Annotated in this window: 20 protein-coding genes; 6 read left to right on the forward strand and 14 right to left on the reverse strand. The window is 43.7% G+C overall.

Annotated elements, in window-relative coordinates:
- Positions 1–350: 350 nt before the first annotated feature.
- The 9 genes from V7K60_RS21365 to trxA all read right to left on the reverse strand — a co-directional run bounded on the left by V7K60_RS21365 (position 351) and on the right by trxA (position 7,670).
- Entirely contained in the window at positions 351–1,016 is a 666-nt protein-coding gene (locus V7K60_RS21365) for an O-methyltransferase (protein WP_334928115.1), read from the reverse strand.
- Positions 1,017–1,055: 39 nt separating this feature from the next.
- Positions 1,056–1,943 carry an NAD(P)-dependent oxidoreductase gene (locus V7K60_RS21370; protein WP_334928117.1) on the reverse strand — a complete coding sequence of 296 codons (888 nt, stop codon included), beginning with the start codon at positions 1,941–1,943 and terminating at the stop codon, positions 1,056–1,058.
- A 143-nt stretch (positions 1,944–2,086) separates the two neighbouring features.
- Positions 2,087–3,376 carry an MFS transporter gene (locus V7K60_RS21375; RefSeq protein WP_334928119.1) on the reverse strand — a complete coding sequence of 430 codons (1,290 nt, stop codon included), beginning with the start codon at positions 3,374–3,376 and terminating at the stop codon, positions 2,087–2,089.
- A 41-nt stretch (positions 3,377–3,417) separates the two neighbouring features.
- Entirely contained in the window at positions 3,418–3,795 is a 378-nt protein-coding gene (locus V7K60_RS21380) for a hypothetical protein (protein WP_334928120.1), read from the reverse strand.
- 129 nt (positions 3,796–3,924) lie between these two features.
- Positions 3,925–4,590, reverse strand: coding sequence for a nitroreductase family protein (locus V7K60_RS21385; RefSeq protein ID WP_334928122.1), 666 nt, complete (start codon positions 4,588–4,590; stop codon positions 3,925–3,927).
- A gap of 157 nt (positions 4,591–4,747) precedes the next feature.
- Complete coding sequence (locus tag V7K60_RS21390; protein ID WP_334928124.1) at positions 4,748–5,119, reverse strand: YybH family protein; 372 nt, start codon at positions 5,117–5,119, stop codon at positions 4,748–4,750.
- Between the two features lie 118 nt (positions 5,120–5,237).
- Positions 5,238–6,350: an alkene reductase gene (locus V7K60_RS21395; RefSeq protein WP_334928126.1), complete on the reverse strand. Its 1,113-nt coding sequence runs from the start codon at positions 6,348–6,350 to the stop codon at positions 5,238–5,240.
- 80 nt (positions 6,351–6,430) lie between these two features.
- Positions 6,431–7,225, reverse strand: coding sequence for an SDR family NAD(P)-dependent oxidoreductase (locus V7K60_RS21400; RefSeq protein WP_334928128.1), 795 nt, complete (start codon positions 7,223–7,225; stop codon positions 6,431–6,433).
- A 121-nt stretch (positions 7,226–7,346) separates the two neighbouring features.
- A complete protein-coding gene (gene trxA / locus V7K60_RS21405) occupies positions 7,347–7,670 on the reverse strand; it encodes a thioredoxin (protein WP_012412473.1) in 324 nt (107 codons plus the stop codon).
- A gap of 80 nt (positions 7,671–7,750) precedes the next feature.
- Between trxA and V7K60_RS21410 the strand changes: the two genes are divergently transcribed.
- Positions 7,751–8,101 (forward strand): ArsR/SmtB family transcription factor, encoded by a 351-nt coding sequence (locus V7K60_RS21410; protein ID WP_334928130.1) that lies wholly within the window; start codon positions 7,751–7,753, stop codon positions 8,099–8,101.
- A gap of 31 nt (positions 8,102–8,132) precedes the next feature.
- Here V7K60_RS21410 and V7K60_RS21415 read toward each other — a convergent pair whose 3' ends face one another.
- Positions 8,133–8,912: a nucleotidyl transferase AbiEii/AbiGii toxin family protein gene (locus V7K60_RS21415; RefSeq protein WP_334928132.1), complete on the reverse strand. Its 780-nt coding sequence runs from the start codon at positions 8,910–8,912 to the stop codon at positions 8,133–8,135.
- On the reverse strand, positions 8,909–9,145 hold the full coding sequence (locus tag V7K60_RS21420) for a hypothetical protein (protein WP_334928134.1): 237 nt from the start codon (positions 9,143–9,145) through the stop codon (positions 8,909–8,911). Before V7K60_RS21420 ends, V7K60_RS21415 begins: the two co-directional genes overlap by 4 nt.
- 252 nt (positions 9,146–9,397) lie before the next feature.
- Here V7K60_RS21420 and V7K60_RS21425 point away from each other — a divergent pair, with 252 nt between their 5' ends.
- From V7K60_RS21425 to V7K60_RS21435, 3 genes are all read left to right on the forward strand, one after another.
- Positions 9,398–9,607 carry a hypothetical protein gene (locus tag V7K60_RS21425; RefSeq protein ID WP_334928136.1) on the forward strand — a complete coding sequence of 70 codons (210 nt, stop codon included), beginning with the start codon at positions 9,398–9,400 and terminating at the stop codon, positions 9,605–9,607.
- A 172-nt stretch (positions 9,608–9,779) separates the two neighbouring features.
- Complete coding sequence (locus V7K60_RS21430; protein ID WP_334928138.1) at positions 9,780–10,022, forward strand: HNH endonuclease; 243 nt, start codon at positions 9,780–9,782, stop codon at positions 10,020–10,022.
- Between the two features lie 314 nt (positions 10,023–10,336).
- Entirely contained in the window at positions 10,337–10,948 is a 612-nt protein-coding gene (locus tag V7K60_RS21435) for a pentapeptide repeat-containing protein (RefSeq protein WP_334928140.1), read from the forward strand.
- Positions 10,949–10,975: 27 nt separating this feature from the next.
- Here the strand turns inward: V7K60_RS21435 and V7K60_RS21440 are convergent, their stop codons facing one another.
- Complete coding sequence (locus tag V7K60_RS21440; protein WP_334928142.1) at positions 10,976–12,292, reverse strand: glycosyltransferase; 1,317 nt, start codon at positions 12,290–12,292, stop codon at positions 10,976–10,978.
- Between the two features lie 124 nt (positions 12,293–12,416).
- On the opposite strand from V7K60_RS21440, the gene shc reads away from it, so the two are divergent.
- Positions 12,417–14,333, forward strand: coding sequence for a squalene--hopene cyclase (gene shc, locus V7K60_RS21445; protein ID WP_334928144.1), 1,917 nt, complete (start codon positions 12,417–12,419; stop codon positions 14,331–14,333).
- Positions 14,334–15,165: 832 nt separating this feature from the next.
- On the opposite strand, the gene V7K60_RS21450 is transcribed toward shc, so the two are convergent.
- Positions 15,166–15,612 (reverse strand): TOBE domain-containing protein, encoded by a 447-nt coding sequence (locus V7K60_RS21450; RefSeq protein WP_334928146.1) that lies wholly within the window; start codon positions 15,610–15,612, stop codon positions 15,166–15,168.
- A gap of 354 nt (positions 15,613–15,966) precedes the next feature.
- Between V7K60_RS21450 and V7K60_RS21455 the strand changes: the two genes are divergently transcribed.
- Positions 15,967–16,764, forward strand: a complete 798-nt coding sequence (locus V7K60_RS21455; protein ID WP_334928148.1) for a hypothetical protein — start codon at positions 15,967–15,969, stop codon at positions 16,762–16,764.
- A 5-nt stretch (positions 16,765–16,769) separates the two neighbouring features.
- Here the strand turns inward: V7K60_RS21455 and V7K60_RS21460 are convergent, their stop codons facing one another.
- Positions 16,770–16,943, reverse strand: coding sequence for a hypothetical protein (locus V7K60_RS21460; RefSeq protein ID WP_334928150.1), 174 nt, complete (start codon positions 16,941–16,943; stop codon positions 16,770–16,772).
- Positions 16,944–16,967: the final 24 nt, after the last annotated feature.

Raw genomic sequence — 16,967 nt, forward strand, 5'->3', positions numbered from 1 at the left:
CCCCTCCCCCGCCCACGATTATCATTTTTATTAAAGCTATTTTAAGTATTTTAACTGATTGACAAAAATGCAATTATCTTAACCTCTCACGGATGCTCTTAGAGAAGGCTTTACGCTGCTATCGCCCTTGGTGTCTCTCCTTCTCCCAAAGGGAGAGGCTAACGCCTTTCCTTCTCTAAGAGACGCTGCGCGAACGGAACGCTTTGCGTTCGCAAAGCGTCTCTGTAGGTTATTCCCAGGAGGATTTGCTAGCAAGGTGCTTGTAGAGGCGGCAATCGATACTGTGTACTTAGCAGCCCAAGCTGAAGAGATTAATATCAAGTGTAGATTCGACCGCCAATGAAAGCTATTTAGATGACGATCGCAATTGCAAAGCCGTCGTATCCTTTGCTACCCACGGTCTGGATTGCCGTAGCACTGACGCGCGGCTCAGAAGCAAGCAGTTCGTTGAAGCGGCGCACCCCCTGAACGCTAGGATCGTTGCTGGCAGAATCAATCACTGCTCCGTTACGCACAACATTATCAGCGATGATCAGGCTACCGTGACGGGAAAGTTTGAGCGCCCACGCGAAGTATTCGGGATTGTTTGGCTTGTCAGCGTCGATGAAGATCAGGTCAAATGGCCCGTGATTCTCGGCGGCAATCTGTGGCAGCGTAGAGAGTGCCTGTCCAAGCCGGAGGTCAACAATATCGGACAGACCAGCATGGGCGATATTGGCACGAGCAACTTCGGCGTGCTTTGGGTTTGCCTCCAACGTGATTAGACGGCCGTCGCTGGGTAACGCCCGCGCTAGCCAGATTGTACTGTAGCCGCCCAGTGTACCAATCTCCAGGATGCTTCGCGCTCCTTGGATTTGCGCCAACAGCAGCAGCAGCTTGCCTTGGTTTGGTGAAACATTGTGCAGCGGTAATCCGGCGGCGGCGCTAGTCTGGAGCGCTTTATCTAGCGCGGGGTCTGGCGGCACAAGCAGATCGGTAAAGTAACGATCAACCGCAGTCCATTGCTCTTGAGTCATAGATTCTCGCTTTTTACCCCATCGATAAAATACTCAAGATTAGGTGTCAGAGCTTGCTTCATTGGAGAGGATTGTAATGATTTCATCCAAGGGGCGATCGCGATTAGACTCTTCTGGTGTTTCTTTACCCAAGGAGGTGTCTTTTACCAAACGGTAAACATCAGCTGCTCCGTCAAAAATGCGCTCAGTTAAACCCAACTCTTTAAAGGTTTCTGCAATCTCTTCCATTTCTCCTATCCAACGATGCGCTTTTGGTGTCATCGATGGAATGGAACGGGTTAAGATGCTAGCAAGTTCTTTTTGACTACTAGATACTTCATCCCATAGTTCTTTATCCAAACCTAAACGATGGGCTGCAATTAGTAATTCTGTGCCGATTGCTGTAAGCCCTTTTGTCAGAGCTGCGTAAGACATTTTCAACCCGGAAGCCTGACCAATTTCATCACCAATCACCCGCACATCTAAGCCATGATCTCGCAGTTGTAGGAGTTGATTTGCCTGTTTTCCTGAAGTGTAAATGCGGGTACGATTGGGAACTCGCGGCGGTGGGCCAATAATTGATGCATCTACAAATGTTCCCCCAGCTGATTCAATGAGTTGGGCGATATTTATAACTTTTTGGGGTGCGATCGCATTACAGTCAACATAGAGAATGGATTTACCAACATTGCCGCTCGCCTCAGCTACTTGCTTCGCTACTTGGGTAGCCGCTGCGGGGACTAGAACTGATAGCACTAGATCAGATTCAATTACCAATTGTCTGAGGGAACCCACATCTTGGATGTTGACTGCGGCTGCTAATTGCCGAGTTCGTTCGCTGCGATCGTCTAGGGCGGCAATAGTTTTCAATCCATTTTGATTGAGAACAGCTGCGATCGCTTGTCCCATATCACCCGGACTTAAAATACCAATAGTTTGGATAGGCATGGAAAGTTTTATATTTATTTCGCGGCTGACAAGTTAATTCAGGTATTGAGTCGTTAACGAACTACGACAAGTCAATGTAGATGCCGTACTATATCAAACCACGGATAAGCTTAACAAGCAAGTTATTAGGACTTACGCACACTCTACAAATTCTTCTCTACGAGATAATTATCCTTAGTGGGAGTTTGACCAATTTGCAGTACACAAACTGCGGCAATCAGACAGAGAACGCCTGATAAAATAAACGCTTGTAAATAACTACCCGTCCAAGTTCTCAATACTCCGGCTCCGAATGCTGCTGTGGCTGCACCAAGCTGGTGTCCTGCGACAATCCAACCGAACATCACGCCGACATTTTCTTTACCGAAGACATTGGCAACAAGACGGACTGTCGGTGGTACGGTAGCAATCCAATCAAGTCCATAGAAGACGGCGAAAATGGAAAGTCCATAGAAGGAAAAGTTAAAACTGAAGGGCAAGAAAATCAAAGATAAACCCCGAAGTCCGTAGTACCAACACAATAAGTAGCGATTGTTCCAACGGTCAGATAGCCAACCGGACATAGTAGTTCCAAAAAAATCGAATAGTCCCATGATTGCCAAAAGCCCAGCAGCCTTGACTTCAGGTATATTGTGGTCAATACAAGCAGGAATTAGATGAGTTCCAATTAACCCATTTGTGCTTGCACCACAGATAAAAAAGCTACCAAATAACAGCCAGAAGTCTCGATTACGCATTCCCAGCCAGAGGGCGTTAAGAGTGGAGGCGATGGAATTGACTTTGGGCTGTAACACTTCCACAGTTTCGCTGTTGTCGCCAAAAGGTCGCAAACCGACATCCGCCGGACGATCGCGCATAAAGACTGCGATCGCTGGAATAATTAGAAGTGCTGCACCAGTCAGAGCTAGAGCCGCAGTTCGCCACCCAAAGCGATCGGCTACTGAGGCCAGCATGGGCAGAAACACTAGTTGTCCCGTGGCTGTACTGGCAGTTAAGATGCCCAGAACTAGACCCCGCTTTTCCAAAAACCAGCGATTGACGACAATAGCACCTAAAACTAGGGCGATAACTCCGCTACCACTACCGACAACTACACCCCATAGCAAGACTAGCTGCCAGGAAGCTGACATCAAAGTGGTTAAACCGACACCAAGCGCAATGATCACAAGTGAGAATACCATCATCCGACGAATGCCGATTCGCTCCATAACTGTGGCAGCAAAAGGGCCAATTAATCCGTAGAGTACTAAGTTTATGGAGATTGCCAAAGATATAGTTGCTCTACTCCAGCCAAACTCGTGTTCGAGAGGCACTATAAAAACTCCAGGAGCAGAGCGGATTCCGGCTGCCACCAGCAAGGCTAGGAATGTTAAACCCGCGACGATCCAGCCATAGTGGAACGAACGACGCGCTAGGAAGGAAGGTAAGGACATGGTTTGGAGGGGGAGAGTGGGGGAGCATACTTCGACTACGCTCAGTAACCGGGGGAGCAGGGGAGCAGAGGAGTGGAGTTCAAAGACTTGTCGGCGAGTATTAAAGACTCATTCACGGAGTTCAAAGACTCGTCGGCGAGTATCAAAGACTCATTCACGGAGTTCAAATACTCGTCGGCGAGTATCAAAGACTCATTAACGGAGTTCAAAGACTCGTCGGCGAGTATTAAAGACTCATTCACGGAGTTCAAAGACTCGTCGGCGAGTATCAAAGACTCATTCACGGAGTTCAAAGACTCGTCGGCGAGTATCAAAGACTCATTCACGGAGTTCAAAGACTCGTCGGCAAGTATCAAAGACTCATTCACGAGTATCAAAGACTCGTCAGCGAGTATTAATGACTCATGCCCAATGCCCAATACTTCGGCTTACCTCGGCTTACTTCGACTACGCTCAGTACAAGTCGCTCGACACAGGTCGCAGTTCAACTGCGCTCACCATAAACTCAGTACAAGTGTTCAATGCTCCGATTCCCAATTTAGAGAGAACTACCCTGCATAAGCATTACCAATTCTGTCTACAGAGACGTTGGAGGAGAATGGCAAACGACCTGGATTTAAGCGTGGTTCGGCTGCATAACCCACAGGAACTAAAACAGCGATCGCTAAATCTGGATTATCCCCAGCACCAATCACTTGCTTTACCTGATCCTCAATCCAACCGTTCATAAAACATGTGGATAATCCCAGACTTTCTGCCGCTAACACCAAATGGGTAGCGGCAATCATGGCATCTTTGATCGCATATTCGCGTCGCTTGTCGCCCAGCGCTGCTTGAGATTGCGGGATGACGGTTTTAAAGTAGTTTACTGTGCCTTCATTCCATGCCCCAGTTTCGAGTCCCCGCTCTAGAATTGGGGCCAAGTTTTGTTCGCCTGCGTAAGGATCAGCGCCAAAGACAAAGGTTACAGGTGCTTGGACAATTTGCTGTTGATTAAAAGATGCCGCTGACAATGCTGCCTTTTGTGCTTCATCTTGCACAAGAATAATTTGCCAGTCCTGGATATTATAGCTGCTGGGTGCAGCCACGGTTAACTCCACCAGTTGCTTAAGTAGTTCTGGGGCGATGGGGTCTGTTTTAAAAGTTTTGATGGCACGACGTTTAGCGATCGCACTGGGTACATCTAAAGGTTGGGTTTGAGTGATGGAATTCATCAGATTCTCCTGATAGTTGAGTTATACGAGGGTTTCAGATTTTATACCTGAAGTGATTAAGAGCCTTAAAGAGCAGAGCAATGTAATATGTTCCTCTTTAATTGCCAATGTTAACCGGGTTAGAGATATGCTCGTGGATAATGCGCCATTGTCCCTCTCACTTTTGCCATACAAGCGTCGCATGAGCCGTAATTCCAACCGCCTCATTTCCTATGGTGATTGCTGTACTATGAAAAATCAAAGCAGAGACGGTAATGTTATCACTTGTGAAAATTTGAATATCCCCAACTAATTTAACTTGCCACTGGGTTATTGCTGTCATGAAGGGCTTCCATATTTCCTGATATGATTGCCATCCTTGAATTCGAGTGGTTTGCGGCGAGAGGGTATCGAAGGCGAGCAATTGTTCATCTTGCCAGTAAAGATTGTCTAGGACAGAAAAATCAAAGGGTTTGTCGCCTGCACTAAACGCAGCTAGCCAATCGTTAACGTGTTCTTTGATTTCCGCTTCTTCTAAAGTATCTTTCATAGTTCACAACCAATTTACACAACCATTTTGTTGTATCTTGGAAAAATCTCAAACTTCTCAGTTTGATTTGATACTTTAAAGTGCCGAAAGTGGGCTTTAATTATTCAGAGGAAAAGAATTACGCCTTAGCTACTGGCTCATTAGCAGGCGACCAAAATGGATAGTCTGTATATCCCTTTTCATCACCACCGTAAAAGCTTGCTTGATTTGGTTGATTTAGTGGTGCATTCAAAGCCAAGCGTCGGGGTAAATCGGGATTTGATATAAATAATGTGCCAAAGGCAACTAAATCTGCTGCTTTATTTGCCAGTACTGCATCGCCTTTTTCACGAGTATAACCACCATTGACCATGAGTGTACCTGTAAAGCGATCGCGTAGATGACTAGTGGGTACAATTATCCCGCCATGTCTAATGTCTGCCTCTATTGCCTCAAAAATATGCAGATATGCCAAATTAAACTGGTTCAACGCTTGAGCCGCATAACCGAATGTCTCCAGGGGATTGGAGTCATGCATATCGTTAAAAGTCCCACTGGGAGATAAACGTACCCCAACTCGGTTAGAATCCCACACACTAGTTACCGCCTCTGTCACCTCCAACAGGAATCGAGTCCGATTTTCAATGGCACCCCCATATTTATCTGTACGTTGATTCGTACCATCCCGGAGAAACTGATCTATTAAATAACCATTAGCTGCGTGAATTTCCACCCCATCAAACCCAGCTGCTAAGGCATTTGCTGCTCCTTGACGGTACTGTTCGACTATCTGCGGTATTTCCGAAGTTTCTAAAGCACGGGGAGTAACAAAGGGTTTTGGCCCCTCATAAGTTGCAGCATTACCTTTAGGAGCAATGGCAGAAGCTGCCACAGGTAAAACTCCATTCGGTTGTAAATCAGGGTGAGAAATCCTGCCTACATGCCATAGTTGCAGAAAAATTCTGCCTCCGTGCTGATGTACGGCATCGGTTACTAACTTCCATCCCTCCACCTGTTCTGGTGAATGAATTCCTGGTGTCGCAGGATAGCCCTGTCCTTCAGGAGTTACCTGTGTTGCTTCAGCAATAATCAATCCGGCGGAAGCACGTTGGACGTAGTAGGTAGCATTCAGTTGGTGTGGTACGTTTCCCTCACCTGCCCTGTTTCGGGTTAAGGGTGCCATCACTATCCGGTTAGGTAGTTCCAGATTTCCTAATTGGTAAGGAGAGAATAAGTTGATATCAGTAGTCATGTCGCTTCGCTCCAATTCAAAATTCAAAATACAAAATAGCTATTTTCAGGTAAATAGATTATGCAGTTGTGGTTCAAATACTAAACAATCGACCGAATAACGCCACCATCTACCCGCAAAGCTGCACCATTAGTTGCCGATGCTACGGGACTAGAAAGATAAACTACGATCGCTGCTACTTCTTCATTAGTTGCAAAGCGTTTAATTAGGGAACTTGGACGCACATTTTGAAAAAATTCAGCCTCAACTTCAGCGCGAGTAATACCGCGTTCCTGCGCCAGGTTGTTGATAAAATCTTCAACTCCTTCTGAGCGGGTTGGCCCTGGTAGGACTGAGTTTACCGTGACTCCAGTCCCAATAGTCATTTCTGCTAGACCTCTGGCAATGGCAAGTTGTGCCGTTTTAGTTGTGCCGTAGTGAATCATTTCTACGGGAATTTGAATAGCAGATTCGCTGGAGATAAAAATTATCCGCCCCCAGTTTTGCTCTAGCTGCTTTTGCAGATATTGCCGACTCAAACGGACTCCACTGAGGACGTTAACCTCAAATATCTTTAACCAGTCTTCATCAGTAATATCGAAGAACGTTTTTGGCTCATAAATACCCACATTGTTTATGAGTATATCAACGTCAGGAACCTCTTGAATGAGTTTCTCTACCCCTGATGCAGTGCCAGCGTCAGCAACAACACCAGAAATTTTCGCATCGGGTGTAGAATACTTAATTTTGGCGATCGCTTGAGCTACTCGTTCTTCAGATCGACCGTTAACAATAACTGATGCACCCTCTTGAGCTAACCCTTGGGCGACGGCCATTCCAATACCTGCGGTTGAGCCACTCACCAGGGCGGATTTACCATGCAATTTCAAGTCCATTTCGCTCTTTCCCCGTTAGTTGAAACATAATTCAGGAGTCAGGAGTCTTATATATTTTGACTCCTGCCTCCCTTGACTAGAGAAGGCTGCAAACTAAATGCATCTCACAATCGTACCTAGATTAAAGATGCTGTGCTAAGGTCTTATTCAAGGTAGTTTTTGGAACCGCCCCAACGACAGTATCGACCTGGCGACCTCCTTTAAAAACCATCAATGTCGGAATGCTGCGAATTCCATAGTGGCTAGCGACAGTAGGATTTTGATCTGTGTTCAACTTCACAAATTTCACCTGTCCTTCGTATTCAGCAGCAACTTCATCGACGACTGGGCCCACCATCCGGCAAGGGCCGCACCACGGTGCCCAAAAGTCCACTAATACCGGAATTTCACTTTCCAAGACTTCTTGCTTGAATGTGGCTTCTGTGACGTTTGTAATGGATGACATAAATTGCCTTCCTACTTAATTCTATAATTCGATAATATCGAATAATAAAAATATATGCCACCTGATGAGATAATGCAACTATGAGATTCCTTTATCATCCAGATAGAAAAAATATTTCTTTACCAGGCGTGTTGTATGCGTTGGGCGATCCGGTGCGGCTAGAGATTGTGCGGCTGTTGGCGACTGAGGGGGAACAATGCTGTGCGAAGTTTGATTTTGCGATCGCAAAATCAACTATGTCCAACCACTTCAAGATTTTGCGGGAGTCGGGGATAGTCTTCACACGTAAAGAAGGGACACAGCACATTAACATCCTGCGGCGTGAAGATTTAGAGATGCTGTTTCCAGGGTTGCTGGATGTGGTATTGAAAGCTGCTCAACCATTGCCTATTGAACCCGCCAGTACTAAACAAACAGCCTCAAGGATTTAGGGGCATGGGGCATGGGGCGATCACTATTTGTTTAAGAATCTTCTCGTTTTTTAATTTGTGCTTCTAAATCAGCAAAGATATCATGTTGTTCTTGAAAAACCCTTGGAGTGTTAGATAAACCTAAATCTGTAGAGAGTAAATCAATACCGTCGATAATTTTGGGTATCTGAGCTTGATCAACTTGCAGACCGAGAAAGCATTTCTCCCTGTAATCTGGCCTTTCCTGAAATAGTGCGATCGCTCTTTTTAAAGGGCGCATAACCTGATATGCTTCTTCAGCTTTCTTAATTGATGCTTGAGGGATTGGAGATTGCAGCCGAAGAATTGCTAAATCGATTAAATCTCTTGCCTCAACGCTGTCATCGGCGTAACGGTCAGAATTTGACAGCAACTTAGAGGTAAAACAGTCATTGAAGCTTAAGCAGGGAACGACTGACCACTTTGGATATCTTGGTGGGTCTAGTTGAAAACGAGTTTCGGCAATAATTTCCGTTTTAATGGGCACATCATCTACAAAAACGATCATCCGAATTCCATATTGGTCAGTTGTGCTACGTCCAACTTGGATTTTACTTAAATCCCGGAATAATGCTTCATGCCCACCCTCAAATACTACTGTCCGCAGATATTTGTAGCCTTCTGTACCAACAGAAGCGATAAAATCAACATTTTGACTCCAGCGATATTCTTTAAACTCAAATGCCAAAAGGGTTCCGCCACCGAAGTAAGCAGAACCCTTTCTCAGTATGTCAGAATCCAAGCATTCAAGAACTGTAAGAATTTGATTATGGTGTTCAAACCTGAAGGTCATAAACAAACTTGCAACCAGGATTTATAGCGTCTGGCGAGTTCTTGAAGAAAATTGAGTTCTTCACCTTCAAGATTATTAAATAGGTTGCGATATTGCCAACCACGCTCGTAGCGACTCAACATTTGTTCTGAAGTAAACCGATATACATCAGCAGTTTGCCAACAAATTGACTCCAGAAAAGGCAGCTTTTTGGGGACAATAACAGGATTATTTGTTGGTGTTGCGGTTGTCATAATTCTTTTAATCAACCACTTTCGGCTTACTTTAATTTTAGCTTTCGTGCCTAATATTTCGCCACTGTATTTGAGAAGGACAAATCAATGACGAATATAAAGCGGGCGATCTAAAAAAATCTATCTGCCGCTAAGTATTGGGGTGTGATGCCCTAATTGAGGCAATAGCATCTGATGCAGAAGTAGGTTTGAAAGCTATAATTAGGATACAACACATATTCTTAAAAGTGCAAAATCGCAACAAAAGCACCAATGGCAGAATTCACTATTCAAATTCCCGATGAACTAGCTCAACGTTTAGAACCTCTGCAAAATCGCTTACCCGAATTGCTTTGGCGATTACTAGACGTTGTTAATCTACCAACAAATATTCAGCCAACAATTAATCCTGAGATTAAAAATATTCCAGCAGTTTACCAAGAAGTTATTGATTTTTTAATTAAGGGCCCAAAACCAGAATAAATTATTAATTTTAAAGTTTCATTTTAATCTCAAACACACTTACAAGAATTACTGGAAAAAAATCGTTCTGCAACACTCAGTCAAATGGAATTTGCAGAATTAGATGTTTACGAGCAGCTAGAACATTTGATGATTTTATTAAAAGCACGAGCTTATTCTGCAATCAGCTAAGATGACTTCTAATTCGATTTCTGTGGAACTCCGTAGGTTAGTGACGCAGAGAGCTTCAGGACGCTGTGAATATTGCCAAATCCATCAAAATTTTTCTATTTATACCCATGAAGTAGACCATATTATTGCCGTCAAACATGGGGGTGAAACTACTTCTGAGAATTTGGCACTTTCATGTTTATCCTGTAACCGTCATAAAGGCTCTAATTTCGCTACTATAAAGGCTCTGATTTCGCTACTATAGACCAATTTACTCAAGAAATTGTCCCATTGTTTAATCCCTGCCGCCTGGTCTGGGATGAACATTTTTATCTTGAAAATGCCAGAATAGAAGGAAAAACTCAGATTGGTCAAGGGACTGCAAGGTTACTTCAATTTAATGTTGCCAATCGGGTGCTTTCTCGACAAGTATTGATAAGTCAAGGACAATACCCGTAGATATCAGATCAAGTCTAATTTTGCTCCCAGAGTAATAGGGAATTTAGTAAACTTAAGAGATGTTAATGTTACTGGAATCCAAATATAGTTCATTCCAGAATTTATCGCGGAGGTGTATAGATGAGGATAACTGCTGAGGAGTTGCTCCAGCGATATGCTGCTGGGGAGAGAGATTTTAGTGGGGTTGACTTGGAAAGAGCTAACTTGGTTAGAGCTAATTTGAGTAAAGCCAACTTGAGGGGAGCTAATTTGGCTAGAACCAGTTTGAGAGAAGCTAATTTGGCATATATTTTTCTGGAGGATGCTAACTTGGAAGGGGCTGACTTGATCGGTGTCAATCTTGAAAATGCTAGGTTGATGCGTGCCAATTTGAGTTACGCCAATTTGCGAGGTGTCTATTTTGGATGGGCAAGTTTGTCTAATGCCAACTTGACCAGCGCTAACCTGAGATGTGCTAATTTGGCTTGCTCCTCCTTGGATGGCGCTAATCTGACCAATGCTGATTTTTCGGGGGCTGTTTTGGACAGTGCTGATTTGACTAATGTTGAGTTTGCTGGGATTAATTTGGATTGGACTATCCTGACTAATACCAATTTAAGAGGAGCCAAAGTTCTTGGTGTTCCCTGGGAACAACCCGGTATGGTTTTTCCCAGTAGTAGAGGTGCTTTGTTCTTGGAAACCCTCTTTCCTGATGGGCAGATAGTCGAAGGTCCCTACTATCGCAACCCCTGACAATGCCAAATCATAATTCTATTTCAATTAGAAATTATCCGGGCTGTGATAAACTCTTCCTTTCCAAGCACCGCCACGACCTTGCCAGTGACGTAGTGCTGAGTCTAGAGTCATCAGGGTATAGAGAAAAGCGATCGCAGGTAAGCTCAACGCAAACCAGACAGAACATTTATAAAAGCGAATTGTCGGGTAGTAAGCGAAAGTCATTAACAGCCATCCTAATAAACCTGTAAATGCGATCACCCAATTGCTCCAGACTATACCCAGAATCACACATACAGGTGGAGTTAAATAAATCAGAGGCATTCCCACCAAAGTTCCCAATAGTATTAATGGTGAATAATTCAGTTGGGTATAAGCAGTACGAGCAACCATATCCCAAATCGTCGCTAGCGAATCATAAGGACGCAAACTACGAGTCAAGCTACTTAATCCCAGCCAGATACGACCTTGACTGGGGATTGAGTATTTGGGATTGGGTATTTGGGATTGGAGAAGAGAGGAAAGACTTGTTGCAAGTTGTCTCCTTGTTTCCTTGTCCCCAGTCCCCAGTCCCCATTGCCCCTTATCCCCAGAGGGGACCCCGAGTTCCCCAGTCCCTCTCTTAACAGCCTGAGCCAAGGCACAATCGTCAATTAAGGCTTGGCGAATCACATGAATACCCCCGATTCGCTCTAAAGCTTCTCTACGAATCAAAATAGATCCCCCTGCGGCAGCAGCTGTGGGATTGTTAGGATTATTCACCCAGCGAAAAGGATAGAGTTTTTGGAAGAAAAAGACGAAAGCTGGAATCAAAAGTTTTTCCCAAAAGCTCTCACACCTGAGTCGCACCATTACCGAAACCAAGTCTAAATCTTCCTGTATAGCTTTCTTCACGAGTCGGCGGAGATTAGCAGGATCGTGTTCGATATCTGCGTCAGTCAGCAAAAAATAGTCAGGCGCGAATAAACTCGCGCTCTTTATGCCTTGCTCAACTGCCCAAAGTTTACCCGACCAACCGGGAGGCAGTGATTCACCTGAGATAATATGCAATTGTTGGGGTTTCCCGACAGCGTGGGCAACCCCTTCAGCAAAATTTGCTGTCCGGTCTGTGCTGCGATCGTCTACCAAAAACACGTTGAAAGAACCAGGGTAATCTTGAAGTAGGAGCGATCGCAGTGTAGTTGGTAGCAATTGGGCTTCGTTACGGGCTGGAACGACAGCACAAACCACAGGTAACGATTCTAGCTGAGTTTCTGTAAACTCTAATTGCTGGTCTGTCTGCCAAAACTGTCCCCAAAAACTCAGTAATCCCAACCAAATTGTCAAGGATAAGAGCATAAATCCTAATACAATTACATCCATGACCTATTGCAAATTATCAGTGACTTAGACAGAATACTATGTCTATTGATAGATGAAAAAAAGTTTTTTCGCTATAGTACCGTGTTCATATCTAGTGTTGGGTGTTGAGGTTAAATAGTTTTTCATGCAAACACAAGACAGAGTAAAAGTCAATCAAGTCGCAGATGCGATCGCAACTAGTCAAGAATATCTGCTTTCGATTCAAAATCCGGTAGGTTACTGGTGGGCAGAGTTAGAATCTAATGTCACCATCACTGCTGAAGTTGTCCTTCTGCATAAAATTTGGGGAACAGACCAAACCAGACCTTTACACAAAGTTGAAGCATATTTGCGTCAAAAGCAACGGCAGCATGGCGGCTGGGAACTTTATTATGGTGATGGCGGAGAACTTAGCACCTCGGTTGAAGCCTATATGGCGCTAAGATTGCTAGGTGTACCAGCAACCGATCCGGCGATGATTCGAGCGCAAGCTTTTATTCTGCAACGGGGTGGGATCAGCAAAACTCGGATTTTTACCAAGTTACACCTAGCCTTGATTGGCTGCTACAACTGGCGCGGTATTCCCTCGCTACCAGCTTGGGTAATGCTTTTGCCAAAAGCTTTCCCTGTGAATATCTACGAGATGTCTAGCTGGGCACGTTCCAGCACAGTACCATTACTGATTGTATGCGATCGCAAACCTGTTTTTATCACCAACCCAACTATCAACTTAGATGAGCTATACGCTGAAGGTGTTGATCGAGTCCGGTGGGAATTACCCCAAAGTGGCGATTGGACAGATTTATTTCTTACCCTCGATCGGGGGTTCAAGTTGGCAGAAAGCCTGAATTTAGTACCCTTTCGTCAAGAAGGCATCAAAGCTGCCGAAAAGTGGATTTTAGAGCGCCAAGAAGCTACAGGCGACTGGGGCGGCATTATTCCGGCGATGTTGAATTCAATGCTGGCTTTGCGGTGTCTGGATTATGACCCAAATGACCCCATTGTAGAACGTGGTTTGCAAGCAATTGATAACTTTGCCATTGAAACAGAAGATAGCTACCGAGTTCAACCTTGTGTTTCACCCGTCTGGGATACAGCTTGGGCGATGCGTGCTTTAGTAGAATCTGGCTTTGCACCAGATCATCCAGCTGTAGTAAAGGCTGGAGAATGGTTGTTGCAAAAACAAATTTTAGATTACGGAGATTGGGCTGTTAAAAATCGCCAAGGAAAACCAGGGGCTTGGGCTTTTGAGTTTGAGAATCGCTTTTATCCCGATGTAGACGACTCGGCGGTGGTGGTGATGGCTCTACATTTGGCAAAACTTCCGAATGAAAAAATTAAGCAGGCTGCGATCGCTCGTGCCTTAAACTGGATTGCATCTATGCAATGTAAACCAGGCGGTTGGGCTGCTTTTGATTTGGATAACGACCAAGATTGGCTCAACTCGATTCCTTATGGCGATTTAAAAGCGATGATCGATCCAAATACCGCAGATGTTACGGCTAGAGTCGTAGAAATGCTGGGTGCTTGTGATTTGTCAATTGATAGTGATAATTTGGAGCGATCGCTTACTTATCTTTTGCACGAACAAGAAACTGAAGGCTGTTGGTTTGGTCGTTGGGGTGTAAATTATATCTACGGCACCAGTGGCGTTTTGTCAGCCTTAGCGTTAATCGATCCTCAAAGGTATAAACTCAATATAGAACGGGGAGCAGCTTGGTTAGTTGAATGTCAAAACCCAGATGGTGGTTGGGGTGAGACTTGCCGCAGCTACGACGATCCCAGTCTCAAAGGAAAAGGAAATAGTACTGCATCTCAAACTGCTTGGGCTTTAATTGGGTTGATAGCAGCAGGTGAAGCAACAGGTAAATTAGTTCTTGAGGTGATTGAGCGAGGAATTGACTACCTTGTGGCAACTCAACAGCCCGATGGTACTTGGTTTGAGGCAGACTTTACAGGTACTGGTTTCCCTTGCCATTTTTATCTCAAGTATCATCTGTATCAACAATACTTTCCTTTAATTGCGCTAGGTCGCTATCAAGCAGCGATTCAAAAAGGTTAAGAGTAATTTATATGCATTTGCCCTACCTCCCCAACCCTCCTCTTGGTAAGGGCTACGATCTACACACAAGTCCTAAAAATCTAGCTTGATAAGGCTTGACTCATTCTCATACAGCGCATGGGAACCAGAAAAATAGCATTGTTAATCGATGCAATGGCATTGTTAATCGATACAATGCCATTGTCAGTTGATACAATGCTATTGCAGGTCAAGAGATTTGTGTGTTGTACACCGTAGTTGGTAAAGGGAAGGTGCGTGTTAGCGCAGGTGGGGTATCTGTCGCAAACATTTTTGAACTGGTATTATTACAGAATGTTTTTTGTATAGATAATGTATATTGTTTTCATAAAGTTATGAAAAAGCTGATTATAACAGTTGGAAAAGCGATATAAACTAATCAGCGGAAATATAGCTAGTAGATAATTAGCGTCACCGATAGCGTAGCGTTAACGGTAGCGAGTCCGCGTACTCTTACAGAGAAGCAAGCTACGCCTTCTTCAGTAGCGACCAGCACAGCAAAAATTATCTACGACGCTGTAAGTGGGCAGTTGTTCTACAACCAAAATGGTAGTGCGGCTGGTTTTGGCAATGGCGGTCTATTTGCAACTCTGACTGGTGCGCCAACTCTTAGTGCGTCAGATTTCGTGGTGCAAGCGTAGGATGGTACATCTGTTATCTGTGTCAACTTCAGTAGGTCAGCACAGCTATGCTACCCTACGCTGTATTACATTTACACAAAAATAGCGATTACATAAGCGAGCACATCAACTATATATACTCAAGTGAAGAAAGTTTATTCTCTTAATATTTAACGCCCAAAATTAATGTATTTCTATTCTCTAGCAATGACAATATCATTAGATTTAATAACTGCATAAGCTTCTTTTCCCTCAGATAATTCCAACTCTTCTGCAGAAGCTCTAGTGATAATCGAAGTTAATTCTACTTTGTGAATAATCTCCAGAGTAACCTCACTATTAACTGCTCCATAAACAACTCGTTTGACCACACCTTTAAGAATATTGCGAGAGCTAACTTTTAATGATTTCTTTTGAATACTACTTTCTATATTAGGCTTTTGAGTGTAGTCAATATCTTCCTGTTGTTCCTGCTGAGTTGCTGGTGATATTGATGTTGAGGAATGCTGAGTGAGACTACGCACGAGTTCCCGCAGAATCTCAGTCTTAGTGCGTTGAGACTGTTCACAAAACTCCTCTAAAATCTTCCGCTCGTCCTCTGAAGTTTGAAATGTAACCCATCCTTGTTCTTTTCTTGGCATAATAATATTATTATCAATTTTGGTTATCTTGGTAAAATTCTACCAACTATCAATTCGTTACGTCGTTTTAGTAATAACATTTTTTGTCAGGGTTTTCGGCATTTTAATCGCAAATTAATCAATTAATCTCATATAGTAAACTACATATATATTTATTTTTTTCTAGATGCGAAATATTTTGTTACTTGAAATTGTCTAAATCATCACTAAAATAATACCAACTAAGATGGTATAACATTGCTCTATGGTATTTGTTGGGATAGCGATGCCTATGCAAGGATAATCTAACAGAAAATTCCACTGGCGATCGCGTGAGTACCGTAGGATTATTTAACGTGAGTTCACAGCCGGGGGATGAAACACCTAAAATCACGTTCTCAAGACCTGCGGAGTTTATTTGAGAACAATATCACCATTGAATACGTGGCAGAACCCCTGAAAGCTATGCCAGCTGATGCGGAGGCGAAAGAAGTGCTGCATTGGATGCAAGCACAAAATTTTGATGTTATCGGCGTTGAGACGGAAGATATTATTAGTGGTTATGTAGAACGCTCTAGTTTAAGCCCAGGCAAAAAAGGTAAATGTAGCGACTATCAACGGGTGTTTCATCCCAAAGAACTAATTGCCATTTCTACTCCACTGATAAAGTTGCTACCCATTTTGCAACAAACTCCGCGATTGTTTGTCTTAGATTGCAATCAGGTAAGTGGTATTGTTACCTGTGGTGATTTGCAAAAAGCACCCGTGCGAATGCTACTGTTTGGCTTAGTAACGCTGCTAGAAATGAATTTGCTGCGGCTGGTGCGGATTTACTATCCTCAAGATTCTTGGCAAAAAGTCCTTAAACCTGAGCGCTTAGAAGTTGCTCAACGACTATGGCGAGAGAGTCAGGAAAGAAACGAAGCCACCGATTTGTTAGATTATCTGCAATTCTGTGATAAGCGAGAGTTGATTTTAAATCAACCAGAACTTCTCCTGCAACTAGGACTAAAATCAAAACGGTTTGGCGAACGTTTCCTCAAGTCTGCTGAACAGTTGCGAAACCGATTAGCTCACGCCCAAAGTTTAGTTAGTGGTTCCTCTTGGATAGAATTGATTTCTCTAGCAGAAGCGATCGAAAAGCTGTTAATTCATTGTGAGGAAGTTGAGTAAAGTGGTCAGCTTTCTTTAACACTATTGAACCAGCCGATCAAATCCGCTGCTGTCGATAAATCTAATAACGATTCACTTAGCTTGACTTTATCCATTTTTTTTGCAACGCAATCACTAATGCTAAAACCTATATGGGGTCTTAGTTTTACTTTTTCAAATTTACCGTGAATCAGTGACATAGAAAAAATTTTGCTAAAAAGCTA

Source organism: Nostoc sp. (genome assembly GCF_036917555.1).
GTDB lineage: Bacteria > Cyanobacteriota > Cyanobacteriia > Cyanobacteriales > Nostocaceae > Nostoc.